General features: G+C 52.7%; 25 protein-coding genes. 7 read left to right on the top strand and 18 right to left on the bottom strand.

The genetic code is table 11. From position 1 onward, the window contains the following. Positions 1-196: 196 nt before the first annotated feature. Entirely contained in the window at positions 197-1,051 is an 855-nt protein-coding gene (locus EUU25_RS00790; protein ID WP_222848816.1) for an IclR family transcriptional regulator, read from the top strand. Positions 1,052-1,072: 21 nt separating this feature from the next. Here EUU25_RS00790 and EUU25_RS00785 read toward each other — a convergent pair whose 3' ends face one another. Genes EUU25_RS00785 through EUU25_RS00775 form a run of 3 tightly spaced genes read right to left on the bottom strand, consistent with a single transcriptional unit; the run spans position 1,073 to position 3,952 of the window. Beyond that, complete coding sequence (locus tag EUU25_RS00785; RefSeq protein WP_158897580.1) at positions 1,073-1,855, bottom strand: SDR family NAD(P)-dependent oxidoreductase; 783 nt, start codon at positions 1,853-1,855, stop codon at positions 1,073-1,075. Between the two features lie 22 nt (positions 1,856-1,877). Further along, the gene (locus EUU25_RS00780; RefSeq protein ID WP_158897579.1) at positions 1,878-3,080 is read right to left on the bottom strand and encodes a CaiB/BaiF CoA transferase family protein; all 1,203 of its coding nucleotides are present in this window, start codon (positions 3,078-3,080) and stop codon (positions 1,878-1,880) included. Beyond that, complete coding sequence (locus EUU25_RS00775) at positions 3,077-3,952, bottom strand: HTD2 family dehydratase (RefSeq protein ID WP_158897578.1); 876 nt, start codon at positions 3,950-3,952, stop codon at positions 3,077-3,079. Before EUU25_RS00775 ends, EUU25_RS00780 begins: the two co-directional genes overlap by 4 nt. A gap of 237 nt (positions 3,953-4,189) precedes the next feature. On the opposite strand from EUU25_RS00775, the gene EUU25_RS00770 reads away from it, so the two are divergent. After that, entirely contained in the window at positions 4,190-4,612 is a 423-nt protein-coding gene (locus EUU25_RS00770; protein ID WP_158897577.1) for a VOC family protein, read from the top strand. A 404-nt stretch (positions 4,613-5,016) separates the two neighbouring features. On the opposite strand, the gene EUU25_RS00765 is transcribed toward EUU25_RS00770, so the two are convergent. The 12 genes from EUU25_RS00765 to EUU25_RS00710 all read right to left on the bottom strand — a co-directional run bounded on the left by EUU25_RS00765 (position 5,017) and on the right by EUU25_RS00710 (position 17,250). Further along, on the bottom strand, positions 5,017-5,517 hold the full coding sequence (locus EUU25_RS00765; RefSeq protein WP_158897576.1) for a nuclear transport factor 2 family protein: 501 nt from the start codon (positions 5,515-5,517) through the stop codon (positions 5,017-5,019). Positions 5,518-5,608: 91 nt separating this feature from the next. After that, positions 5,609-6,043 carry a c-type cytochrome gene (locus tag EUU25_RS00760; RefSeq protein WP_158897575.1) on the bottom strand — a complete coding sequence of 145 codons (435 nt, stop codon included), beginning with the start codon at positions 6,041-6,043 and terminating at the stop codon, positions 5,609-5,611. A gap of 2 nt (positions 6,044-6,045) precedes the next feature. After that, on the bottom strand, positions 6,046-7,671 hold the full coding sequence (locus tag EUU25_RS00755; protein ID WP_158897574.1) for an FAD-binding oxidoreductase: 1,626 nt from the start codon (positions 7,669-7,671) through the stop codon (positions 6,046-6,048). Further along, entirely contained in the window at positions 7,671-8,279 is a 609-nt protein-coding gene (locus EUU25_RS00750) for a hypothetical protein (protein WP_158897573.1), read from the bottom strand. Before EUU25_RS00750 ends, EUU25_RS00755 begins: the two co-directional genes overlap by 1 nt. A 107-nt stretch (positions 8,280-8,386) precedes the next feature. After that, positions 8,387-9,433 (bottom strand): LacI family DNA-binding transcriptional regulator, encoded by a 1,047-nt coding sequence (locus EUU25_RS00745; protein WP_158897572.1) that lies wholly within the window; start codon positions 9,431-9,433, stop codon positions 8,387-8,389. Between the two features lie 155 nt (positions 9,434-9,588). After that, complete coding sequence (locus tag EUU25_RS00740; protein WP_158897571.1) at positions 9,589-9,999, bottom strand: c-type cytochrome; 411 nt, start codon at positions 9,997-9,999, stop codon at positions 9,589-9,591. Continuing rightward, positions 9,996-11,615, bottom strand: coding sequence for an FAD-binding oxidoreductase (locus tag EUU25_RS00735; RefSeq protein WP_158897570.1), 1,620 nt, complete (start codon positions 11,613-11,615; stop codon positions 9,996-9,998). Before EUU25_RS00735 ends, EUU25_RS00740 begins: the two co-directional genes overlap by 4 nt. A 3-nt stretch (positions 11,616-11,618) precedes the next feature. Further along, positions 11,619-12,251 (bottom strand): RNA-dependent RNA polymerase family protein, encoded by a 633-nt coding sequence (locus EUU25_RS00730; RefSeq protein WP_158897569.1) that lies wholly within the window; start codon positions 12,249-12,251, stop codon positions 11,619-11,621. An 80-nt stretch (positions 12,252-12,331) separates the two neighbouring features. Beyond that, the gene (locus tag EUU25_RS00725) at positions 12,332-13,204 is read right to left on the bottom strand and encodes an intradiol ring-cleavage dioxygenase (RefSeq protein ID WP_158897568.1); all 873 of its coding nucleotides are present in this window, start codon (positions 13,202-13,204) and stop codon (positions 12,332-12,334) included. A 27-nt stretch (positions 13,205-13,231) separates the two neighbouring features. Further along, entirely contained in the window at positions 13,232-14,299 is a 1,068-nt protein-coding gene (locus EUU25_RS00720) for a maleylacetate reductase (protein WP_158897567.1), read from the bottom strand. 20 nt (positions 14,300-14,319) lie between these two features. Further along, positions 14,320-15,597, bottom strand: coding sequence for an MFS transporter (locus EUU25_RS00715; RefSeq protein ID WP_158897566.1), 1,278 nt, complete (start codon positions 15,595-15,597; stop codon positions 14,320-14,322). A 48-nt stretch (positions 15,598-15,645) separates the two neighbouring features. Continuing rightward, positions 15,646-17,250 carry a GMC family oxidoreductase gene (locus tag EUU25_RS00710; RefSeq protein ID WP_158897565.1) on the bottom strand — a complete coding sequence of 535 codons (1,605 nt, stop codon included), beginning with the start codon at positions 17,248-17,250 and terminating at the stop codon, positions 15,646-15,648. 280 nt (positions 17,251-17,530) lie between these two features. On the opposite strand from EUU25_RS00710, the gene EUU25_RS00705 reads away from it, so the two are divergent. From EUU25_RS00705 to EUU25_RS00690, 4 genes are all read left to right on the top strand, one after another. Next, entirely contained in the window at positions 17,531-18,034 is a 504-nt protein-coding gene (locus EUU25_RS00705) for a cupin domain-containing protein (RefSeq protein ID WP_158897564.1), read from the top strand. A 24-nt stretch (positions 18,035-18,058) separates the two neighbouring features. Next, on the top strand, positions 18,059-19,078 hold the full coding sequence (locus EUU25_RS00700) for a hydroxyquinol 1,2-dioxygenase (RefSeq protein WP_158897563.1): 1,020 nt from the start codon (positions 18,059-18,061) through the stop codon (positions 19,076-19,078). A 24-nt stretch (positions 19,079-19,102) separates the two neighbouring features. Further along, positions 19,103-20,581, top strand: coding sequence for an aldehyde dehydrogenase family protein (locus EUU25_RS00695; protein WP_158897562.1), 1,479 nt, complete (start codon positions 19,103-19,105; stop codon positions 20,579-20,581). A 100-nt stretch (positions 20,582-20,681) separates the two neighbouring features. Continuing rightward, positions 20,682-20,993, top strand: a complete 312-nt coding sequence (locus EUU25_RS00690) for a Rieske (2Fe-2S) protein (RefSeq protein ID WP_222848815.1) — start codon at positions 20,682-20,684, stop codon at positions 20,991-20,993. Positions 20,994-21,056: 63 nt separating this feature from the next. On the opposite strand, the gene EUU25_RS16675 is transcribed toward EUU25_RS00690, so the two are convergent. After that, entirely contained in the window at positions 21,057-21,362 is a 306-nt protein-coding gene (locus tag EUU25_RS16675) for a YciI family protein (RefSeq protein ID WP_158897561.1), read from the bottom strand. 126 nt (positions 21,363-21,488) lie between these two features. Next, a complete protein-coding gene (locus tag EUU25_RS00680; RefSeq protein WP_158897560.1) occupies positions 21,489-22,745 on the bottom strand; it encodes an FAD-dependent oxidoreductase in 1,257 nt (418 codons plus the stop codon). Positions 22,746-22,963: 218 nt separating this feature from the next. Here EUU25_RS00680 and EUU25_RS00675 point away from each other — a divergent pair, with 218 nt between their 5' ends. Then, the gene (locus EUU25_RS00675; RefSeq protein WP_343032373.1) at positions 22,964-23,386 is read left to right on the top strand and encodes a c-type cytochrome; all 423 of its coding nucleotides are present in this window, start codon (positions 22,964-22,966) and stop codon (positions 23,384-23,386) included. Between the two features lie 151 nt (positions 23,387-23,537). Here EUU25_RS00675 and EUU25_RS00670 read toward each other — a convergent pair whose 3' ends face one another. Beyond that, positions 23,538-24,245 carry a GntR family transcriptional regulator gene (locus EUU25_RS00670; RefSeq protein ID WP_158897559.1) on the bottom strand — a complete coding sequence of 236 codons (708 nt, stop codon included), beginning with the start codon at positions 24,243-24,245 and terminating at the stop codon, positions 23,538-23,540. Between the last annotated feature and the right edge of the window lie 25 nt (positions 24,246-24,270).

Below are 24,270 nucleotides of genomic sequence, written 5' to 3'. Positions count from 1 at the left end.
GAGGAAGGCGGGCGTCTGAAGCGCAGATTTTTACTTAAGTCTGCGCATTTGCCAACGAAGCTCGCTGAACAAAATTCTGCAAAACGATTTAGAAGATTTCCGATGGAGATGCTGTAATGAGCTACTAAATACATAGTAGAATTTCTGGATGCGAGCAGCAGAGCAGATTATAAAGATAGCTATCAGGAGGAATAGCGTGGCGAGAACCAAAAATCCAAATAGCGAACCCAAGGAGTATGCGGCCCCAGCTTTGGACAAAGGGCTCGACATCGTAGAGCTGCTTTGCAGAGCTGAAGCACCCCTGACGCCGAAACAGATCGCTGCCGAGCTTGGGAGGACCGTTGGCGAGCTTTACCGTATGATCGCAAGTCTGGCTGCACGAAATTACATCGCCCAAGTTGGCGACAGCTATTACATCACAACTAAACTATTCGAACTGGCCCAAATCAACCCGCCAACGCATCGTCTTCTTTTGGAAGCGCGGCCAATCATGCAAAAACTAGCCAGCGATATCGAACAATCCTGTCACCTGACCGTCTATGGTCAGGGACGGCAGATCGTAATTGCCAAAATCGAATCCCCAAGCAGCATGGGATATAGCATTCGCCTAGGATCAGAACTTGATGTTATAGTCTCCGTTTCGGGACGCGTCCTACTTGCTTTTCAAGATGATGCAACGCGAAGCTTAATGATTGAGGAAGCGCTGCGTCGTCGCCCGGATCATATCGTATCAAATCTCGACAAGAAGCTAGATTCGATCCGAACGAAGGGCTTCGAATCCGCTGTCAGCACACAAATTCGGGGAATGCATGCAATCAGTTTTCCGATCCTCGATTCCCAGCGTCACGCGATTGCGGCGATCAGCGTTCCATATGCGGATCGCATCGATCTTGTCGACCGTAGAACCATTGAAGATGTAGAAAAGGCGTTAGGGCTAGCTGCTAAAGCACTTTGTCTGCGGATGGGCGGCGACCCGGATACTCCCCATACGCAGCCCCCGATTGATTTTTCGCCGACACCAGCGCCACGCAGTCGCCGCACCCAAAAGTAAAGGCAAACATTTAGTTGCGACTTAATGAATGTGCGCGCCGCCATTCACATCAATAGTCGCGCCAGTGATAAACCCGCTAAGGTCCGAAGCTAGAAAGAGGCAAGTGCCTGCCACTTCACTTGGCAATCCAACGCGCCTCAGTGGAATTGACTCTACAATTTCGTTTTGGCGTTTGGCCGAAAATCCATCGAGCATTTCCGTGTCTATCATTGCTGGGCAGATAATGTTCGCGCGGATATTCATCGGGCCATACTCACGCGCAATCGACCTCGTCAGGCTTATTACGCCACCTTTGGAAGCGGCATAGTGCGCGCCACCCGCCAAGCCACCCCCACGTTGCGCCGCCAAAGATGACAGGTTGACGATGTTGCCGTGACCTTGCCGCTCGAATACCTGCAGCGCAGCTTTGCACAGGTTGAAGGTTCCTTTGAGATTAACGTTTGTCATGCGATCAAACTTGTCACTACTAATTTCGCTAAATGCGCATCCTTCAACGATACCGGCACAGTTGACGAGACAATCTACCTTACCGAATTTGTCAACCACAGCTTCCATCAACGCTTGGCATTGCCCAAAATCGGTAATGTCGCATATCTGACCATCAATGTTGCTCCGCGGAATTTCAGAGTCGGTGCAGCCCGACAAAAGCCGTGCTATAATATCGTCATTCATCACGATGCCTGCGGCGACCACCTTCGCGCCGTGATCCAGAAGCATGCGCACCGTTGCATCGCCGATCCCTTTTGGCGATGACGCGCCAACCACGATGCAGACTTTTCCGTCCAGAATCCTACTTAAGCTCATAACAACATCCTAATTTTGGAAATTAACGGGTAACAATCGCGGCTCCGTTTGAAATCAGTTGTTCGATTTCACTTTGGTCGTACGCCAGATCGGCTAGGACCTGTCTTGTTTCCCAACCTTTGGGCTGTGCAAAATCGGGCATTGCCATGACACCCTCATCGACGCGGATGGGGGACCTTATTGCGACGGTCTTACCTTCGGTCGGATGACTGTCCTCAACGAACAATTTTACTGCGTTCAAATGTGGATCTTTACGCAATGTTTCGAGCGTGTGGCATGGCTTGCTTGCGATGTCGGCAACCGCAAATACTTCTAGCCATTCAGCTGTGGTTTTCTGTGTCAGGGGCGCCCCTCGTATTTCAAACCATTCACGGACATTGCGCGCGCGTGAAGCGACCGAGTTATACCGGGCGTCATCAATCAAATGGTCGCGCCCGGTAACCCTCAGGAATGCAGACACCTGGGCATTTGTGTTGACCGTGAATGATATCCAGCCATCTGCGGTTTCAACCGGTTTGTTGTGCGGACTTAAAAGTCGTTGATCACCCGCTGGACCGACTGGTGGATCGAAACTCTGTTGCGCCAGATGTTCCTGCATCACAAAACTGGCCATCGTTTCAAACATCGGAACTTCCAACGTTGCGCCCTCACCTGTCATCTGCCGCTGCATGACCGCGCCCATCACAGCCCCGGCCGCAATTTCGCCGACGATATGATCGCAAATCACCAGCGGAACATAGGCAGGGCTGCCGTCACGCGCGAGTGTGAGACCCGTGATTCCGGAAGCCGCTTGAACAACACTGTCATAAGTCGGCTCGCCTGCATAAGGACCGTCGGTGCCATATCCCGTAATCAGGCAATAGACTTTATCCGGCGCCAGACTGCGGATCGTCTTTGCATCCAACCCCAGCCTTTCGAGGGCCTGAGGCCGCATATTAGCAACAATAACGTCACAACTTGCCACTAGCCGCGCCAGAATTTCTCGGCTTTCGGGATGTTTTAGATCGCAGCACAAATTGCGCTTTCCGCGGTTAAGATGGAGATAGGTTCCTGAATGTTGACCCGTTGGTGATGCCCCACCTAAGCCGCGCATCAAGTCTCCTTCCGGACTTTCCAGCTTGATAACCTCTGCGCCATATTGCGCCAAACGACCGGTGCACACCGGTCCGACGACTACGCTAGTCAAATCGAGCACGCGAACGCCGGATAGGGGTTGAAAAGTCATATTGTACCAACCTTTGCCTGGGCTGCGAGGTTTCCGCGGTCATCATAAACGTTGATTTGCCATATTGGCGGATGAGCTCCACCTTCCTCGACCGTAGCGACTAACGTAGCAGGTCGATCGCAAAAAAGAGGCGATTGATATTTGATATTTAGAGAGAGGATTGTCCGTCCTAAATCAATACGCACGAATTCCGTAACCAGCAGTGCGATTAGCCCACCATTGACCACCAGATCAGGAAAACCTTCAACGTTGCGGGCATAATCCCTATCAAGGTGGATCTTATGCGCGTTAAAGCCCAAGGCTGAAAAGTGGAATAAGAGTGTGGCATCAGGCGTGATTTGCCGAATAATGTCACCGTTCACCTCTTGAACTGGACTTTGCGAAGATTGATAACCCTTTCCTTCAGGCATCATCATGAAGGTCTGTGTCTCGCATACGTCCGGCACGGATTGTGCGGAACCATGTAGCTCATGGCAAACCTTGACCAACGCGCGTGGGCGGTCCTGCTCGCCCTTGTGATCAATGCTCTGAATAAAACTGCGACGAACCACTACATCACCGATGATGAGATCGTTCAGATATTCCACGCTGCGTCCAATTAACATCAGCCGTGGCAGACCAAGATCCGGAATGGGCACGCCAAGTCCGGAAAAACCATCGCCCCGAAGCTGCGAACGCTGCGCACTTGAGGGCAACAGTGCAAAGTGCCAGCCTCTTGGTAAAGCCTCGCCTTGGAGGAATAGCGTTGGTTCGATGTCCAGCATCGCAGCAATCTTTCCCAGCATGGAAAGCGATGCAATTTCTTGAACCTCCAGCACTTGCGGTACGCCACGATCTATCGACTCTTCATAATCCCCCACCTGTTGCTCCATTATTTTAGCACCAATTTCTCTAGATATTGCAAACTTACAGTTTCATTTTTGCATTATATTGTTCATATACGCATTGATATTGAACGACGCAAGCCGTATGACGATTGAGCTTGGATGACTCAGTCGAGCAGGATTTCGGGTTCCGAAAGGTTTGTGATGGTCAGCCAATGGATTGAAAATTTGACTTTTAAAGTCGGTCTCGACCGCATGCGATTGAGATAAATGGGAGATTGAATTATGAAGTTTAAGTTCCATCACATGAACCTTTGCACGGACAACCTTCCTCGACTGACTGCATTTTATAAGCAGCTGTTCGAACTCGGCACTATTAACGACGCGGAGCACACTGTTGTCAGTCGTGAGCGTGAAGATCGCGCCTACACTGGCAAAGTCGACTTCCTGACCGATGGCGATATCGAGTTCCACTGGGCAGAACGCGACCTAGACACCGGGTTCAAAATGAAGCAGTTTGTCAACCCGATGGGCCACGGACATTTTTGCTTCCGTACGGATGACATTAAGGGCTTTATGCGCCGTTGCGATGAACTCGGAATCCGTTATTCGGATTATGGCTGCTGGGCGATCCCTGGCTGGCATCAAGTGTTTCTCCACGATCCCGACGGTCAAGTTATCGAAGTTCATCAACCTAATGTTTTCTGAATCCGGCGGTGGGCAATGCATTGCTCCGGTCCGCCAGATTTAGGATCGGTCAGGTTATAATTGAGGTCTTTTTCTGCGAGGCAATCCGCACATCGATTAGTCGGTTCGGCGGAGCGCCTGCGCAGTTCAGACCGGACGAGCGGGTCTTGCATACTATGCGCGCATAGACGCAGCGCAATGTTTATGCGGATTACCGACATCATCATTGGGCACTCAAGTCATTAGGAAAATGTGATGGGTCTGCACACAAAGTTCATTGAAAGCTTGCTGGTCACTGAGTGAATTAGCCGATCTCAAAAAAACGACGACGGCTGTTGTGCGCTTTAAATCGGAATAGCTCGCGCAGTGTGTGCATGTTGGTGACTTAAGAACCTCCGGCCGATGCGGATTGGAGAGCTAAGCAACTATGGGCGGGTCGCGCCATCCCAATGTTCATCCGCCTTGCCGTCTACGAAGCGCCACATATCAAAGGCCGTTGTGGTGTAACTTTTTGTTGCATCCGCCGGATCTTTGATCTCCCGAACAAAGGCGACTGTGACATAATCTCCTTCTGCAACTACGGCGACAACCGGCCAACTTGTCTTTTTCGGGATTGGTTTAGATGGTATTTTTAGGACCCTGGTGAAGAAATCGATTATGCCCTGCCGCCCCGATGTAACAGACGGGTTATGTTGGATATAGCGCTCCGTCAGCCAAAGATCGGCCTGGTCCCACTGGCCAGCTTCCAACAAATCCCGGATGATATGGTAGGCCGCCTGCTTGTTCCGGTGCAGCTTTGGATCGGCACTGGTAAACAGGGCCTCTGCATCAGCGGCCTTCAGCACCGGGTCTTGAGCCAACGCGGGGAGATGCGTTACGGCAGCTGCGAGAGCGAATGCGGCAAAGCCCACTTTGATGCGTGACATGACTATTTCTCCTTTTTCCGGTCCATAGGCGTTGTTTTGAGCGCTACGGGACAGTTGGGTCGTTATGACGCCGCGCTTATGCCTCGGCAGGTTAGTTAATCAGCGTTTTTTGAGACAGATATGTCGCTAGTTCATCCAACTCCTTGTCGGTGATTTGGGACTTGCGATATCCTGGCATGATCGAAACCCCGTTTCGGACAAAATAGCGAATTATCTCTGGCGTCAGGTCTTTACGTTGTTCCAGCGCTGCGGGGATCGATCCGTCATACTTGGCGGCAAGAGCCATAGTACCGGCAAACTTTACGCCATCTGCATGACAGGCGGCGCAGTTACGGTTGAACACCTCCTGTCCTGGGGTTTTGCCCTTCGCGAATTGCGCTACCGCCGCCTCAACAGGCTTCTTGCTAGGCGAATAAGAGGTTGATGATGTCGTGGCTGCATTCGCCTGCACGTCATTTTGGCAAGCCGTCGTTGCCAATGCAGTCAGGGCCAGAAAAGTGGCTGTAAAAAGATGTGAGCTCCGCATCTCTACGCTCTCCCTTTACGCATGGCTTTAGGCCAGATGGCATACCTGCCGGGCGATATGGTGCCCTTGGGGTCGATGGCATCCTTCAAAGTTTCATGGAACCGCTGCAGCACATTATTATTGAAGTTATACTGACCCATGATCTGATCCTGAAAGATCGGATGGGCGCGATATTCCAGCCACCCATGTTCTGCGCCAAGGTCAATTATCCGGACCATTCCCTCGCGCATTTTTGCATTTGCCGCAGGATCGTCGCTGATGAAGAACGGCAGGAAAAACTGGTAGTAGCGGGTATATGGAATGGGGACTGGGGCGTTATCACCAGTGTCTATGCCATAATCCAGCAAACCCCGCTGCAGGATATTCTGCGCCTTGATGAGCTCCTCACCATCGCGCGTAATCGAGGGGGCCAGCCAGCAGTGGCCATGCGTGGGAGTGGGATTCGTTTCCGAGCGTGTGCCAAGCATAAAGCCCTCCAGCGTCGGGATGCCGAAAAAAGAAGGCCGATCACTATCAAAGTCAGGCTTCAGACCCGCAAACTGCTCCATGCTTATTGGAAAGTCGTAGTGTTGGAGATTTAGATATTTGACGCCGGAAATTGCCGCGAATTGCCGTTGGGCATATTCCCACTGTGCTTCGATTACTTTTTTCGGACCCAAAAAGGTTATCCGTTGATGCCAATAAGCTTGACCGTTGGCGATCTGCTCAAACTCGGCCGGAGTGCCGCCGCCCTTTTTGGCGATCAACTCGCGCATCGCCTTATCAGGTTTGGCGCGGAACGCGCCAAGCAGTGGGCTGGAGATACTTACTTGGCCTGTAATCACACCGACATTTTCGAGCTGTAGCGTGATGTCAGTCAAAGGTATAATGTCGTGGTACTTCGGAGCAACCACAGAAACACTGAGTCCGGCTTCGGGTTCAGGCGTAAGCCAGAAACCCATCTTGGTCACGATGCCATAGTTGCCCTGGGAAAACATACCATCGATATAAGGGCCAAAGCCCCATCGGAAATCCTGCCATGTTTTGGTCCCGTCACGTGCGCCCATACCGGTGCGCATGACTTCACCATTAGGTAGGACCACTTCCATCCCGCAATGTGCGGCGAAATGGTCACGCAAATGCGCATAGGTATAGCCGACGCCGCGGTCGAGCGAGTTGCCGATCAGGCTGCCCCATGCCGGATCGGGACAATCAATCCAGAGCTTTGACCCAGTGTCACGAAGGTGGCGGTAAAGGTCGAAATAGGAAACTCCTGGCTCAACGAGCACAAAATGGCGCTTTTCATTGACCTCAAGGATACGGTTCATGCGCTTGAGGTCAACAACGACGCTCCCCGACATATTGGGCGCAGATCCGCCATAGCCAAGGTTCCGTCCGGTAGAGACAGGATAGATCGGAACGCCAGTTTCATTGGCGATGCGCACGATTTTCTGCACTTCTTCGACAGAAGCAGGTGCTACACCGGCGGAAGCCCGGAGCTCTTTATCTTCACCCCAATAGGGCGAATAAAAGTCACGGTAGGTGTTCAAATCCTCTTCGGACGAGAAAACCCAATCAGTGCCAATGGCTTCACGGAATTGCGCGAGCACGGCATCAAAGCGTTTCTGATTGAAACCGGGGGGCAGCATTAGCGATTCCATTCTGAAAAAAGACGAGCTCCGCCGCGCATCGCGGCAGCAGCGGGGGCAAAGACCCAGCTTTCCAAATGATCTTCATCAGGCAGTTGATGGGTGGGATATCGGCCAGAAACTACAGGATCGACCGGGCCGCCTTGCGTGCGAAAAGCCTTTTTTATCGCCACTAGGGCAGCGTGTTCAGGCCAACTCGGTGCACAGCGCAGTTCTTGGTCAACGCTCTTTTCTCCGGTCCAGCAAACATGCTGTGATGTTAGTGTAGGAGCCGAATGTGTCACGTGATGGATACAGCGGATGCCTGGACTTGCCATCAATTGCAGGCAAAAGCGCGCGCCGCCGGCAGTCAGTCCAATTACAGCTTGTCCATTATTTAATGCTTTAGCCAGGCAGTCATGCCACAATGTCGTTGCATCTCCTGCAAACCCGAAAGTGCGCAAGCCTTGTTGAGCTTCTGCTTCAGCAGCGAAGCGTCTAGCAGCTTCAAACCGTGTGTCGAACACAACTACGGCGTCCCTGCGCGGCGCAATCGTCGCCCTAGCCGAGCCTGCCATTGTTACTGCAGCGGTTGCAATACCCGTCCCCAGAAACATCCTGCGGTTCACCGCGGCTCTCCCTCCCACGCGCAATTAGACAACGTTATCTAGTAATAATAAAACTGTCAACGTTTGCTGTTCAACGTCGCGAGCTTTCGATTGATGTATTAAAGCGACTAGCGCTTTGCAGGCTTGCCGACCGATGCGCCATTCGTGACGCGGACTGACATGCTTACCGCGTCTTTGGCTTCAAGCCCCTTGAGCTTGTTGTGAATATAATCGAGGGCTTGTCGACCGCAATCAGCTAGCCGGATGTCTATTGTGACAAGTGGTGGGTCGCTCCATTCTGCCAATCGCGTATTCCCGACGGTGACGACAGACGCGTCGCGTGGAATTTGCCGGCCGAGTTCACGTAGCTTCCGCATCACACCCAATGCAATCGACCCTGAGCCGACGATGAATCCCGTGAGATCAGGACGGATACTGACCAGCCGTTCGACCGCTGCAGCGCCCGCACCCGGATTCAGAGTACTGTTTGTAACTTCATACTCGCCGCCAACCTTTTCGATCGCCTCAATAGCTCCGCTGACGCGCAACTGAGTAACCGGGCTTTGAGGCGGACCTGAGATAATTCCGATCTTTCGATGTCCGTGCTTAGTCAGTTCTTCAGCCATCATTCTCCCGACCACTACATTGTCGACGGCGAATTCAGGGATACCCAAATCTCTCGGGCTTAAAGCGGTTACGATCACACCGGACTGGACCATGCGGGAGAGCAAAGCCCTTAATGCCTCTTTGTGCTCTTGTTGATCGAAGCCCCCGCCTGCAAGTACGAGCCCAGATACGCGATGTTCCCATAGCTGCTGGCAATATTTAAGCTCCAACAGAGGGTCGCGCTGCATGTTACACACAATAGCGAGTGCCTTGTGCGTCGCCTCGGCGTGTTGCGTTATCGCCTCCGCAATCTCGGCATAATATGGCTCCACCATATCACCGATTATCAATCCGACCATCGAGGGAGCGCCGCCACGCAAACTGCGCGCAATGACATTCGGCACGTAACCAAGGGTGATTGCTACTTGGCGCACACGTTCTGCAAGGACTTTGTCAACGGGATAAGTTTCGTTCCTCAGCACCCGGCCAGCAGTTGCCAAGGATACGCCCGCCTGGGCTGCGACATCTTTTAGTGTTGGCGCCTTTGCGGCTCGTTCAGACAACGTCATCCAACACTATTGTCATTTTGCCGCGCCAACTGCAAGTCTATAAGCACAGTCGTGATATCAACAGGTTGCCCCGCTTCTCGACTGTTTAATTCATTGGTTTGATCACGAAAAGCATACGGACGGACAACTTCGCTAACCCGGACGAACGCCTCAAATCATTTATTGGAGTTGTTTCGTGGGCGGGTCAGATATGCATTAATCTCCTGCAGATCCGCATCAGAAATTTCCGTCTTTCGGTAAGGTGGCATAACTGAAATGCCGTTTCTCACAAAATAGGTAATTGTTTCTGGCGTAAGATCTGTTCGGTCTTCAAGCAAAGCAGGCGGATCTCCCTTGTATTTCTCTTGAAGCGCGGCAGTACCTGGAAGCTGGGAGCGCCCTTCGGCGCCGACGCCGGCACCATGGCATGTCGCGCACCAATATGTGTACAGCTCTTGACCTTTTTTGAATTCTGCGGCGACTTCGATAGGCCTTCGGACTGGAGGAGTTACGTCCGGAGAAAACCAAAAATAGGCACCAAGAAATAGCGCGGCAACTGCTAAAAAAATAGGCAGGACAAGTTTCATGATCTTTGCTCCCGAAAGCGCTTTGGCCAGATACCACCTCGGCCCGGGGCAAAAATGCCATTAGGATCGACCGTGTCTTTCATAGTCTCTAAGAACCGACGAAGCGCATGGTCGTTGAACGAGTAAGTGTCAGACACCATGCTATGAAAGATTGCAGGTGCCCTATATTCTCCAAAACCTGCAGCCGCAGCAGCTTGAGCATATTTTTCGTAGAGTTGGCGGCTTTGCTTGTTAACATTGGCGTCCGATCGCGAGATCGGCAGCCCGGAAATTAGGATGAACGTTCGGTACCATGAGCTCGGCGTACTGAAAGGAGAAATTCCCGGCTCAATACCAATGTCCCAAGCGGCGGCTCGATATACCTTTTGCGCTTCAAAAATTGCTTCGCCCGACTTCGGTATGACTGACGAAAACCACATGAAGCCATCGCCAGGCTCTGGTGTCTCTTTAGAACGAGCACCGACGAAGAATATGGACAGGTCCGGCACTCCAAATGCCGCCTTATGCGGAAGCGCATCACGCTGGGCCTGCGTGAGTGGAAATTCATAACGTTGCAGAACCTCGAATCGAGCGCCGGGAATTGCAGCGGAAATTTTTGACCGTGCTGAAGCCCAGTTGGCTTCAACAACCCCAGAGGCACCATAAAACTGAAGTTCGACTTGCCAGGACGCAAGATTGCGATCCTTTGCAACCTTGTTCAAAGCATCATTTGTTAAACCAGCCCTACTGTTGACCTCAGCTCTGAAGGCCTTTTCGCCCATCAATGACTGTAATGGACTGCCATATCGTGGCTGGCCAGTCACACCTAGATGCTCCAACGTATTGATGATGTCGACCAACGGAATCAAATCCTCCCGACGTGGAACATAAACCATCCCCGACATATAGGCATCGGGCTGAGGCATCAGATGGAAGCCCATCTTGGTTACAATGCCAAAATTCCCTTGCGCGAAAAGGCCGTCCACGCTGGGGCCGAAACCGTGTGGAAATTCGGCCCAAGTTTTTGCTCCCGGCAGCGCACCCATGCCTGTCCGGATAAGTTCGCCGTTAGGCAGAACAACTTCCATACCTGAATGGCTGTCAAAATGGTCGCGATATCCGCCGTAAGTGTAGCCGCACCCGCGATCGAGGCTGTTTCCGACAAGGCTGCCCCAACCGGGATCAGGTGAATCGATCCAAACCTTGAGCCCGCGTTGCTGTATATAGTCGTAGAGGTCGAAGTATGAAACGCCCGGCTCGACGATGGCAAAGTGACGCTTGTCGTCCACTTCTATAATTTTGTTCATGCGCTTCAGGTCGACAATAACAGAGCCTGATACAGTAGGCGCAGAGCCGCCATAGCCGAGGTTCTTGCCCGTCGAGATGGGGTAAAGCGGAATCTTGTATTCATTGGCAATTCGAACAATTGCCTGAACCTGTTCCGCAGTCTCCGGAGCGACAGCGGCGGACGGTAGCCGCTCTTCCTTATCGTCCCACAAGGGTGAGTAAGCATCGCGATAAAGAATTACATCTTCATCTGTCGAAAACACCCATTGGCTGCCAATGGCATCGCCAAATTTCTCTAAAGCTGACTTGAATGCGGCCGACGAAATGCCAGGAGGTAGAGGGAGGGTCATTTGTTAACTCACTATTTCTGGATTGGGCCGTTGTTTGTTCGAGAGAACAGGAGCCATTACCCATGTCACCAGCCGCGACTGATCTTGGGACAATCCTGTTTGCGCGTGTGTTGTATATCGGGTGGAAGCTTTGCGTGCCGGAGTTTGCGTAGGGCTTGCTGCGATGTATCGCGCCATTTCCGCAACCCAATCATGACCGCTGCAAAATTCTGGGTCTTCGAGCAGTTCACTACAACCCATCAGATCATGTTGAATGCCGCCTCCGCGATGCTGATGCTCAGCACTGAATATAATACGCGCACCATGATCTCGACCTAATTGCTCCAGCACCATAAGAACGCTTGGCCGGGTCAACCCGCCAATTGTTCGCGGGCCACCTGGCCATTGCAAGCGTAGCTCGTCCTGCCAAAGCCGGGTCAGATCACCATCAAATTCTATAATTTCGTCCGCCAATAAATCAGCGAAGGTTCCGAGCCTGACACTTTCCGGAATCGTTCGGTCCACAAGTAGCCGGTGAAGCTTTTTAGGCTTTCCGCCGGTGTAGCTACTACCCCACGCCCGAGAACTCAACGGCAAGAAAGATGCGGCCACGCCGGCCTGCACAAGCCTCCTGCGCGATATTTCTACTTTAGCCAATCTACACCTCCATCAAAGTACAATACTGCTCGGCTACACCTGCTATTTTCTCGTTGCGACTGGGGAGTAAAGCACATAGCTCACATATTCCGATCGGGTGCGAGAGCGAACTCATAGCCAAGGGTATGCCAAGGTGTTTCCATCTTGCGACCGTCTGGCGCGTTGCCAGCAGCATGGCGGGGAAAGTTGCAAACAAGTGCGTCCTTTACACCAAATACCGCGTCCGATTTGAGATAGGGATCACCCTTCACAAAAAGGTGTGTCACAATGGTCTGGTACCCTGCGGCACTCAACTTGAAATGCAAGTGGGCCGGGCGCCACGGATGCCGTCCAGTCGCTTTAAGCAATGCCCCGACCGGTCCGTCATGCGGGATAGGATAAGCCGTTGGCAGAATCGACCAGAAGCGAACCCTGCCATCCTCGTCTGAACTGAAGGTGCCCCTTAAACTGAACCCTTCGGCGATTCCCGGACGTTGCACATCGTAGAACCCCTCGGCGTCCGACTGCCAGACTTCCACTTTAGCTCCTTTAAGGGGATATCCATCTACACTGCGCACCAATACATCCGCATAAAGAGGATCACCTTTGATATCACTGCTTATATCTGCGCCTTGCGCAAATATGGGAGAGTTCTCGACAAAGAAAGGACCCAACACGGTCGTATCCGTTTCCGCACTGCCAATATCGCGGTTGACCGCGTCGACCAGCATAGACACGCCAAGTACATCAGACAGAAGGATGAACTCTTGCCGGACGTTGTCACATTTCTGGCCTACCGCAGTTAGAAATTCGATCCCCTGCGCCCATTCCTCCTGTGTCGGCTGTGTTTCACGGACAAAGGCGTGCAGGTGGCGGGTCAAACTTTCTACAAGAGCGTGCAGACGAGGATCCGGCGTTTCGCCAAAGCTCTCAAGCACTGCCGGTGTAATCTTCTGCTCTTCAAAATCTGACACTTGCTCATCCTCATCCCAAATATTTGTCTAAGCCATATTCTCCGGAGGGCGCCCTTCATAAGCGTTTTGTAAAAGCACACGCAGTCTTGAAGCATCAAGCGCTGCGGGATTCCAATAAGGGCTTTTCACAGCTAGCGTGACGACTTGCTCAATGCCATCAGCGGGCATGCCCAGCTCTTTCAGACTTGTTGGCGCGCCAAGTGATTTTGCCAATTCAAACAGGCCAAGGGGCGCCTCGGCGACGCCGATGGCCCGCGCGATCCGCGCCATCGCTTCCGGTGCGGCAGACGCGTTATACGCCATGGCATGCGGTAGAACGACGGTATGGGTTTCGGCATGCGGTAAGTCGAATGTACCACCAAGGGCATGACATAATTTGTGGTGCAGTGACATGCCGACAGATCCCAGCGTCACCCCACAAGCCCATGCCCCGTACAACGCATTTGATCGTGCTTCTTTGTCTAGCGGGTTTGCATACAAAAGCGGGAGCGCACTTGAAAGCGCGCGCAGCCCATCTTCTGCAATCATTTGGATAACGGGGTTGCCATCCTTAGCATATAATCCCTCTGCCGCGTGCGCGATAGCGTTCATGCCCGATGTGATTGTCAGGCCGATAGGTAATGTCAGTGTCAGATCGACATCATAAATGATAACTTCGGGCAGCACCTTGAGCGTACGCTCGGTGTTTTTAACGCCGTTCTGGGTTTGCCCGATAATTGGTGTGGCTTCCGAGCCAGCGTAGGTCGTAGGAATCACGATCTGCGGCAGATCCGTCCTGAGTGCGATCGCTTTGCCAAGCCCTATCGTCGAACCTCCCCCAAGAGCGACCGTACAGTCCGCATTGACTGCAATAACTTCGGCGACTGCCCGTTCGGTTACATCTATAGGTGTGTGCATTGCAGCCTCGTAAAAACGACCCACGGCCATTTCACCGAGTTGCGCCAATAGTGCATCGGCTGCATCGACCTGTTGCGGCGTTGAGAGTATGATAGCGCGCTTGCAGCCCAATGCCTGCATCTCTTCAGCAACAAGACGAAGAGTTCCGAAGCCGAAGGTGACTTTGGAAGGGAGTGCTGAATAGGAAAATGGTTTCATCTGTTGAGCTTTCGAATGAGTCAGGTCACGGCGGTGGCGGAGCTTTGCAACACCGCGATACGGCGGGGTGCCGTCTCTTTTAACCAGAGCATTAGGATGCCACCCAAGACCAGCCCTCCGAGTGCAAGGTACAACATGGCTGGTATCCCATAAGTGGAAATCACCATGCCCGCGACGACCAGGGCGAGACCTCCTCCGAAAATCTCTCCTGTGCCGATTATCAAACCTGCAGTGGTCGAAATCCGTCCGATGGGTGCGGCCTCGGTGGCGATGGGGCCGGTAATCAGCGAAAGTAGGCCAAAACTGAATGCCGCACTTGCAAACAGCAGAGCAAAAAGCGCCGGCACATTGGGTCCGCATTGCATGAAGAACCACAGTAACATGGCGCCCCCTACAAAGCCGACAATCGCGACTGGGCGGCGACCCAAATGATCCGAAAAAGCGGGCAAGCCCCACTGACCGGCGAAACCTCCGAAACCGAGCGCCGAAGTAACGAAACCCATTTCGACTGGGCTGAGTTTGAGCACTTCGGTCAGATAGAGCGGTATGTTCGCGCTAAGCACAAATATTCCGCACATCGCGCACAGAAGTCCTACCATGCCGAGAGGGATGTTCCGGTGTTTGAATAAATCCGCAATGGGAGCGGGCTCTGCCGGATTGAGATCTTTTACGATTTCGGACGCGCCGATTTTAGAAGGTTCCCGGATTACGCGCCACAGAAGGAAAGCTAGGATCAGGCCAGGCAAAGCCACCAGCATGAACACAACTTCCCATTCAACGACGCCAAGAAGTTGGGTTGCAATAATGGGGCCGAAACCCAAACCAAATAAAGCAAAGGCGCTTTGCTGAAGTCCTTGATTGAAACCACGACGAGAAGGTTTCGACGCTTCGGCAGTTGCAGCAAAACTGGTGGGACAAAAAGCCCCTTCGCACAAGCCCATCAAGCTGCGGATCAGCAACAAACCCATGAAGCCTGCAGCCATGCCGGAGGCGACCGACATTAGCGAGAATAGCACTATTGCAGGAATTAGAACTGCGCGCCGTCCAATCCGGTCAGACAGCCCTCCCATGAACACCGCCGCCAAACCCCACGTTACGCCGAGTGCAGCTATAAGATTGTTCATATCCTGAGGCGTCATGCCAAGGTCACGGATCATGGCAGGCGCCAAAGGAGCAATGATCCAGCGATCGAGACCAACGAGCCCAAACGCCAAAGTTAGTAGCGCGACGGCCTTCATCTCATATTTTGTGTCCCAATCAGCAGATTCTACAGCGCTTTCTTTGCTTGCAGGTATCATTAGACCATCTTCCTTTCGTGACGGAATCCGCCGGACTGACTGGCAATATTACTGCGGGTCAGCGCTGAGAATCATATCGGCCGCTTTCTCCGCGATCATGAGCACTGCCGCGTTCGTGTTGGCTGAAACAATGTTAGGCATGATTGACGCATCGACGACCCGAAGGCCGGCAATGCCATGAACCCTCAAGGTGTGATCAACGACAGCGGTCGCATCAGAAGCCGGGCCCATCTTGCAGGTGCCCACCGGATGGAAAACCGTCTGACCGCGCCGCCTTGCAAAATCAAGCCATTGGTCATCCGACTGTACATCCTTTCCTGGATGAAGCTCTTCGCCACGATATTCGTCGAACGCATCGTTCTGTACTATGCGGCGACAAATCTTCATACCAGCCGTGATCGTTCGCCAGTCCGAAGGATCAGAAAGGAAATTGGGCTGGATCTTTGGCGGTTTTTTTGGATCCGAAGACGTAATGTGGATTGTTCCGCGCGAATTCGGGCGCGCGATACAAACATTCACAGTCATGCCTGGATAAGGATCAAGCTTGCGAATAGTCGGATCTGAATAACTCGCCGCTATAAACTGATACTGGATATCAGGAGCGATAACGTCCGGCCGCGTTTTTACATAGCCACACACAAGCGCGGGCGAGGAGCTAAGAATTCCACGACCAGTGAAAGCGTAGCGGATGGCTTCTTTGACTACATAGAGGCCGCGACTTCTCTCATTCAATGTTATTGGCTTGGTGACTTTCCAGATCATACGCACGGCGAAATGGTCCTGCAGATTCTCTCCGACACCAAGCAATTCGTGACGCACTGCCACACCTGCCGCTTGAAGCACCTCCGGCCGTCCGATACCAGAAACTTCAAGTATCTGCGGCGACTGGACAGCACCCGCTGAGACGATCACTTCCGCGTTGGCACGTACTTGGCTTTCAACACCGTTCTTGAGATAGGTAATGCCGGTGCAACGCTTGCCTTCAATGGTAAGGCTTGTCGTCATGGCATCCGTAACGATGGTAAGGTTCGACCGACCCCGAGCAGGATCTAGATAAGCCTTGGCGGAGGACCATCTGCGCCCGTTCTTCTGCGTGTATTGAAGGTGACTGAATCCTTCCTGCTCTCCGCTGTTATAGTCGGGATTGTAAGCAAAGCCTTCACCTTGCGCGGCCACCAGAAAAGTTTCTGGCAATTCATGGGTCTCAGTTCCCCGAGTAATCTCCATGGGCCCGTCATGACCACGTGTTTTGGCATCGCCTTCCGGGAAGCGCTCAAATTTTTTGAAGTAGGGAAGAACGTCGTCATGCGACCAACCCGTGTTGCCCGCCTGTGCCCACTGGTCAAAATCGCTTGGATCGCCGCGGACATACAACATTCCGTTTATAGAGCTCGACCCGCCGAGCCCGCGACCTCTTGGAATTGGGATAACGCGATCGTGCGTGTTCTTTTCTGGCTCCGAAGAAAAGCGCCAGTTATAATTCGGATTGTTCAGAACTTTTGGTAGCCCTGCAGGAATCTGGATCCAGATACTACGATCCGGCGGCCCTGCTTCAACAAGCATCACGCGCTTCGACCCGTTTTCACTAAGTCGGTTTGCAAGTACGCAACCGGCCGTTCCTGCTCCTATGATAATATAGTCGAACTCTTCCATCTGTCAGTTCTCAACCTCTCCATTGCATATCACCGGCAAAATTATGATCGGACTACCGCCAAATCACGTGCTCCAGCATGCACTTCAGCGATTCTGTATTCGCAATGCGACTTTAACTAGACAACGTTGCCTAAAACGTCCACAGTCTTTTTCGGACCACGTCCGACGCACTGTGGATAGTGCGGGGTTGGCATCAAACTTCACGAAGTGAGACCAGCCTACAGCCGCACATTCACAGGGTTTAGATTGATCCGGTCAGAGAAACGACAAGGAGAGCTAGATGACAATCACCACCAGATTCGGGTCGTTGCGCGACTATGAAAAAGGGCGCGTCACAATCATTAATGATAATCCTCGCAACTATGTATTTTCGAATGTCTTTGAAGTGGCTGACACGTCAGCCCCCTACGAGCGGATCGCCGTTGGCAAAAACTTCGAATATGTAATCGAGGCCTTTCGCGCCGAAGGCGATTCTCCATGGTACAGCGCGGCTCATGACGAGTTCGTTGTAGCTATGGACGGAGAAATTGAAGTTCATCTCGTCAAGTTGGATGATCCCGATGCTGTAGTGGCACCGGACAGCCAGGGTGCGCACCGTTTACCCGGTGACCCCGAGGGGCGCAAGATGGGTCGAATCGTCCTGCGCCGAGGCCACATGGCGATGCTCCCTGTTGGGAGCGCCTATCGCTTAAGTGCAGCCGAGCCAGCAGCGGCGATCATGCAGACCATACTTGGACCGGAAACGGTCGAGAAGTGGGCAACGATTTGCCAGACTGAAGCCTGATCAAAGAATTTTAGGAGAATAATCATGGCAATGTCCAATGATACACCGACTATCACACGCGACGATGCAAGTAAGGATACCGAGGCGTTGGGCCTCGACAATGCAACCGGCTATCGCGCGTTTCGTGTCGGCAGCTTCGGCTTCCGCCGCGACGAATATTTTGCACACATAACCTTTCCGTCCGGCAATCATGTGATGTCGATCGATGCTTTCCTGCGCGCGCTGATGCGGGATGTAGCTTGGGGCTTCTTCTACGGTACGGTTAACTTCGACCACGTTCTGGGCACCGTCAATCACTACGGCACTGTCACGATGTTCGCGGGCAAATTTAACGACGCCTACACTCAGGCGGGTCGCGATCATGAAGAGTTATTCGACTCCGCCGCGCTAATGGCCATTTTCAAGGAAATGCTAGCGGACTGGACCAATGAAGGTTTCGACCCATTTGCAGCTCCGATGGAAACCGGACTTGCCTGGGGTGGCAAAAATGGCGCTAATCCCGATGCAATCGGCCGCGAGCGAGTCACAGCAAAACGTATGGTCGGCTTACCCGGTGATACGCCAGTCAGGACCGACGAAATTGGTTTCCCGGTTAACCGCCAGTTTGCGGACGTTCCTCAGGATGCGCCGACCGTTGAACCTGAACCCGGCTTTGAAAACGAAGTCAGTGCTTACAACTTGTTTGCTTACCTGTCTCGCTCAGACGTGACGTGGAATCCCAGCGTGTGTTCCGTGGTCGGTGAAAGTTTGTTCTGCCCGACCAGCGAGGAATACATCCTGCCGATCGATCACGGCAACGACCGCGCCGAGTGGTTCTTGCAATTCTCAGACGAGATTGACTGGGATGTCAAAGACCGGGTCACAGGAAAGCCGCGTGCACGGGTAAAAATGAAGGCTGGTGATATTGCCTGTATGCCTGCCGACATCCGCCACACTGGTTATTCGACCAAGCGGTCGATGCTGCTTGTCTGGGAGAATGGCTCGCCCAAGATCGTTGATCTGATTGCCAGCGGCGAAGCGCCGGTGGTTCCTGTCACTTTCTGATTAACAAGGATTGGACCTGAAACGATGTCGACTGCCACTTACCAAACGAAACTGCTGATCGGAGGCCAGTGGGTCGACAGCGTTTCAGGTGAAACTATTCCCGTTACGAACCCCTATACTGGTCAGACTATTTGCAATATCGCGGCCGCTCAGGCCGCCGATGTCGATCTGGCCGTCGAGGCTGCGGCACGGGCTGCCCCCGGATGGGCCGCCCTGCCCGCCCACGAACGTGGACGCCTGCTGCTTAAGCTTGCCGACAAAATCGAAGCGGAAACACAGAATCTCGCACGTCTAGAAGCGACCGATACCGGCCATCCGATCCGCGATTGCTTAAGTTTAGATGTACCACGAACAGTTTTGTGCTTCCGCTATTTCGGCGGCATGGCAGACAAATTGGAAGGTTCGGTTATTCCGGTCGATGCCGGATTTCTGAACTATGTCCAGCGTGAACCGATCGGCGTAGTAGGCGCAATCGTGCCTTGGAATTTCCCGCTGATGTTTACCAGTTGGAAGATGGGACCCGCTTTGGCTGCGGGCAATACTGTCGTTATCAAGCCTTCGGAGATTACGCCACTTTCCACATTGCGCATCGGCGAACTTATTCAAGAAGTGGGTTTCCCAGACGGGGTAGTCAACATCGTAACCGGTTATGGCCATACCGCTGGCACACGCATCGCCGAACATCCTGGCATCGGCAAGATTTCATTCACTGGCTCTACCGCGACAGGCCGCCGTATTGTTGAAATGTCGGCCGGAAACCTGAAGAAAGTGCAGCTTGAACTGGGTGGCAAGGGCCCAAACATAATCTTCCCCGACGCGAATATGCCCGCAGCCGTCGGCGGCTCGGCATTCGCGATTTTCCACAATCAGGGCCAAGCTTGTATCGCAGGTTCTCGGATCATCATCCACGAAGACATTGCCGAAGAATTCCTTGAGCGATTTGTCGCGTTGGCAAAATCGATCAGGCTCGGAGACCCCCTGGATCCTGAAACTGAAATGGGACCACTTACATCGAAGGTCCACCAAGAAAGAGTGCTGGCATTCGTCGAAGTTACCCGTGAACAAGGGGGAACAATCCTCACCGGAGGCAAGCACCCCGGAGGTGACGACCTTGCGAATGGCTATTTCGTCGAACCAACCATCGTACGGGCGAAAGCTAGCGATCGCGTTGCGCGCGAGGAAGTGTTCGGACCATTTGTGACTGTCCTTACCTTTAAGACCGATGAGGAAGCACTGGAGATCGCGAACGGCACCGACTACGGCCTCGGCGCAGGTCTATGGACACAAGATCTGACCCGCGCACACCGCTTTGCAAAGAACATCTATGCGGGGATGGTTTGGATCAATTGCTACAAGCGTGTTCACCCTGGCTCACCATTCGGCGGTGTTGGCATGTCAGGATATGGTCGCGAAATGGGCTTCGAAGCGATGCGCGAATATACCCAACCTAAATCAGTCTGGGTCAATGTCGATGCCCAGCTTCCACCTTTCTACAAGCGCTGACCACTTTGGCATGACCGAAACTGACCCGGAGTCTGGTCCGAACCTTGCTTATTGGACGACGAGGCCGCGGGCTCCTGCGCCTGGAACGCGGCTAGGCCCATTGTCTGCGCTCGGCCCCGAAGGAACAAAGGAATTTGTATTTGGCGCGGGGCACTCAGCATTTCGCATGTTTGTCGTAAACCGCGGAGGCCAGATCAGAGGTTACCTCAACCTTTGCCCGCACTACTCCTCGCCTTTGAACATCAAGGAAGATGAATTTCTTTCATCTGACGGAACTGCCCTGATGTGTCGTCGACATTTTGCGCTGTTTCGGCTGGAAGATGGAATGTGTTTTTCGGGCGCATGTGAAGGCAAGATGCTTGACCCAGTCCCTGTCACTGTGCGCGACGGAGAAATTGAGATCGCTGTCTAAGCCTGCATTTTTTGCATGCTGTTCCTGCTGAGGTAACATCCAATACCGTTCGGCAAATGATAGCTATGGGACTTTTATCAAATCACCCAACCCCCATTGCCAGCGATCAACTTCGGTATGAGCGAACAATTTCGCTTTGGAATAGGGGTCACCAGCGAGAAATTGCAGCGCGGCATCGCGATCCGTTGCCTCTAGTATCAGCATGGTACCAAACATTGTATCACCAGCATCATTAACAAGTGGTCCGCCTGCTACAACCCTGCACTCAGGTGATGATGTGCGAATATAGGATCGGTGTGATTCTCTTATTTCCGACCTCGTAGCGGCCATTCCTGGGGCATCAGTTCCTCTGAAAATGAAATGCGGCACGATCAGACTCCCCCTGATGAAAACTACGCGACCACATTGACACTAATGATGTTCAGGGAGAATAGGCATTCCACAAAAAGTGCAGGCGCTGCGGCGATATTGATCGCCGACAGCGCCGTCTCATGCTTAGAGGAACTGAGATTTGTGATAATCGATGTCGATACCAGCATCGCGAACTGACTTCGAAATGTCTCTCCATCGCGAATTTGGCCGCAACACGTTGCCTATGGTCCGGAAAGGGAAGCACATCATTAATCTCGTAAGGTCGGGATTTTCAGCAATTTCCTTCATTCGCGCCATATCCGCCCTCCGGATTTCGGGGTCTGATTGCTCGATCATGCGCTTATTCGACGACGCTGCAGGCGAAGAAATATCAAGATATACTCTGCGACGCTCTTCCGAATAGCGGTCCAGAATTGACTCGTCTTCCTCACCACGCATCACTGCAGCAAGAACATCGGCAAGAACCAAACCATCCCATATCCCGGTCGTGAAGCCTAACCCTCCCATCGGGTTGGTGCAGTGGCCGGAGTCCCCCGCCAGCATTACACGGCCGACCCTCATTTTCGATGCGCAACGCTGATGAATGGTATAAGGTGCGGCTGCTGCGAGCTCGTATTTCACACCCACCGGAATATGCGCTGCAAATTGCTCCGGAAGACGGTCCATAAACGTCTCTTCAGGCAAGGATCCATCTTCTTGATAGGTCAGTCGCCATAAACCGTTCTTGTCGATGACGCAAATCATGGCTGAATGCACCGGATCACAAATAAAGCCTGCATCGTCGATACCCAAGCTTCGGAAATCGCAATAGACATTCGTTGCCACGAAGCGATTAGGCCAAGTAAAACCCTCGTATTCGACGTTCAACGCCTTGCGGACCGTGCTCCTTGCACCGTCGCATCCGATGAGCCACTTTGACTGGAACGAAAGTTTTCCTTCCGGTCCATCAACAACTGTGATAACGTTGTCTTGATGCTGCTCGAACGAGACAAGTTTGTGGTTGAACAAGACCTGGACGCCGAGGCGTCGGGCATGTTCGCATGCAATTCGTGCGGCAACATCTTGCCCAGCATGGAGCTGGTAGGCGTAAGTCACACCTTGAAGTACATTGAAGGACAACTGGGTATGAAAATTGTATTCAGGGACCCTATGACCGACTGTCCGCACACGAACGGACTCATTGTCGAGATCCTCAAGTACTCCCATCTTCTCAAAAGCTGTCATCGTCACGGGGAAATAGACAGGAGCACGGGGCGCATCGCAGATGTCGGACTCGGCTTCAATCACCGTGACCCGAACACCTTCTTGAGCCAAAGCAAGCGCGGTAAAAAGGCCAGTTGGCCCAGCACCCACGATCAGAACATCTCCCGCATCAATCATTTCGAACTCCCATGCTCAATTTAAATAGTATCAATCATGCTCAGTGCTGCAGAATGCAGTCACCGATAAATAATTATGGATTATAATTCATCACTGTATTCGTAGAAAACGGATTCTTATTTGGAAATCAAAGTAAGATAACTCGATAAGGAAAATATATATTTGACATAGATCAAAAATAAAAAGTCTATGCGCTACTTTTCACAATTTTGGTTCGAATGCGATCGAAACACTTAGGAGGAAGCATGAAGGTTCGGTTTGTTATAATGGTTTGTACAATTGGTGCGTTCACCTCGTTTGCGGCGGGTTCACTATCCAGCCTTGCCCGCGCTCAGACAGTGGACGCAGGCGAGCAGGCTTTTCGTTCCAAGTGCCAAGTTTGCCATTCGGTTGCCGCCGACCGCAAACCGGGACCCATGGGACCTAACCTCCGCGGCGTCGTTGGACGCAGGGCAGCGGCTACGGCGTTTAGCAACTATTCTCCCGCATTAAAAAAGCACCAAACAGTCTGGAATGCGAAGACGTTGGATGCATTCCTGGCAGCACCAAGCCGTGTCGTCCCTGGAACGCGCATGACAGTTGTCGTAAGCAATGCGGAGCAACGACAGGCAATCATCAAATATCTCACGCGTACTAAATAGGAACGTACGCGGCTTTTCACTGCATCGGATTAATTCACGAATAAGATAAGTCCACCTAACCTGGAATCTCGTGAAGCTCCGCTAATTCCCGTCACCCACCAAAGACTTGCGATCGCTTGGCCCAAAACAAATTCAAAATCGCATTGCCAGGTCAGCGGGTCGGGACACCCTTTTTAGCCGCGCCATCCGCTGCCTCTTGGGACCGCAATATGCGAAGCGCAGTGTTTTCTGCAGCCCGTACGTGTTCGCGGCAAGCTTCAGCCGCGCCTTCACCATCACGATCTTCTATACGTTCCACAATCTTGCGTAATTCCGAAATGGTTTGTTGCAAACGATCGGGATCGGACAACGACGTTGCGCGAAGACTCATATTGCGATTGAGGAGTTGGTCGAGCATTCGCGCTACGTACGCATTTCGGGAGCCTTGGAGCAGTATTGAGTAGAACCTTTGCTTCAATTCCAGCAGAGTTCCTCGCTCTTCCGCCATGCCGTCCTGAGCGATTTGTTCAACCACCGCTCGTAGCTCGCGCCTCTCTTGGTCCGAAGCTCTCGTGGCAAACGCTTTACCTGCAAGCGCTTCCAGCGCCGACCGCACCTCGTAGATCTGGACTGCCTCGGCAGACGACATGAAAGCCACAAAGGTGCCCCTGTGCGGAATAGACATCACAAGACCTTCGGCGGCGAGCAAACGGATCGCCTCCCTAATTATGCTGCGACTAACGCCAAGTTCTTCGCAAATGGCACGATCAGACAAATGCGTACCCGGCGGATAACGGCCGCTAACGATGGCATGCCTCAATGCTTCTTCGGCCTGTTCCCGGACAGGCTTCGGAACGATACGTAAACTCTGTTGATCCATTCTATTCCTTACAGCGGTTCGCGGT

The sequence above is a fragment of the Sphingorhabdus lacus genome (assembly GCF_009768975.1).
GTDB classification, from domain to species: Bacteria; Pseudomonadota; Alphaproteobacteria; order Sphingomonadales; family Sphingomonadaceae; genus Sphingorhabdus_B; species Sphingorhabdus_B lacus.
Note: the sequence above shows the minus strand (reverse complement) of the source record. Positions and strands in the feature narration are given on the sequence as shown.

Bases quoted from the DNA above. Each gene is read 5' to 3' on its own strand.
- EUU25_RS00785 (WP_158897580.1), bottom strand. From the start codon at position 1,855: ATGAGCTTAAGTAGGATTCTGGACGGAAAAGTCTGCATCGTGGTTGGC.
- EUU25_RS00780 (WP_158897579.1), bottom strand. From the start codon at position 3,080: ATGACTTTTCAACCCCTATCCGGCGTTCGCGTGCTCGATTTGACTAGC.
- EUU25_RS00775 (WP_158897578.1), bottom strand. From the start codon at position 3,952: ATGGAGCAACAGGTGGGGGATTATGAAGAGTCGATAGATCGTGGCGTA.
- EUU25_RS00770 (WP_158897577.1), top strand. From the start codon at position 4,190: ATGAAGTTTAAGTTCCATCACATGAACCTTTGCACGGACAACCTTCCT.
- EUU25_RS00765 (WP_158897576.1), bottom strand. From the start codon at position 5,517: ATGTCACGCATCAAAGTGGGCTTTGCCGCATTCGCTCTCGCAGCTGCC.
- EUU25_RS00760 (WP_158897575.1), bottom strand. From the start codon at position 6,043: ATGCGGAGCTCACATCTTTTTACAGCCACTTTTCTGGCCCTGACTGCA.
- EUU25_RS00755 (WP_158897574.1), bottom strand. From the start codon at position 7,671: ATGCTGCCCCCCGGTTTCAATCAGAAACGCTTTGATGCCGTGCTCGCG.
- EUU25_RS00745 (WP_158897572.1), bottom strand. From the start codon at position 9,433: ATGACGTTGTCTGAACGAGCCGCAAAGGCGCCAACACTAAAAGATGTC.
- EUU25_RS00740 (WP_158897571.1), bottom strand. From the start codon at position 9,999: ATGAAACTTGTCCTGCCTATTTTTTTAGCAGTTGCCGCGCTATTTCTT.
- EUU25_RS00735 (WP_158897570.1), bottom strand. From the start codon at position 11,615: ATGACCCTCCCTCTACCTCCTGGCATTTCGTCGGCCGCATTCAAGTCA.
- EUU25_RS00720 (WP_158897567.1), bottom strand. From the start codon at position 14,299: ATGAAACCATTTTCCTATTCAGCACTCCCTTCCAAAGTCACCTTCGGC.
- EUU25_RS00715 (WP_158897566.1), bottom strand. From the start codon at position 15,597: ATGATACCTGCAAGCAAAGAAAGCGCTGTAGAATCTGCTGATTGGGAC.
- EUU25_RS00710 (WP_158897565.1), bottom strand. From the start codon at position 17,250: ATGGAAGAGTTCGACTATATTATCATAGGAGCAGGAACGGCCGGTTGC.
- EUU25_RS00705 (WP_158897564.1), top strand. From the start codon at position 17,531: ATGACAATCACCACCAGATTCGGGTCGTTGCGCGACTATGAAAAAGGG.
- EUU25_RS00700 (WP_158897563.1), top strand. From the start codon at position 18,059: ATGGCAATGTCCAATGATACACCGACTATCACACGCGACGATGCAAGT.
- EUU25_RS00695 (WP_158897562.1), top strand. From the start codon at position 19,103: ATGTCGACTGCCACTTACCAAACGAAACTGCTGATCGGAGGCCAGTGG.
- EUU25_RS00680 (WP_158897560.1), bottom strand. From the start codon at position 22,745: ATGATTGATGCGGGAGATGTTCTGATCGTGGGTGCTGGGCCAACTGGC.
- EUU25_RS00675 (WP_343032373.1), top strand. From the start codon at position 22,964: ATGCGATCGAAACACTTAGGAGGAAGCATGAAGGTTCGGTTTGTTATA.
- EUU25_RS00670 (WP_158897559.1), bottom strand. From the start codon at position 24,245: ATGGATCAACAGAGTTTACGTATCGTTCCGAAGCCTGTCCGGGAACAG.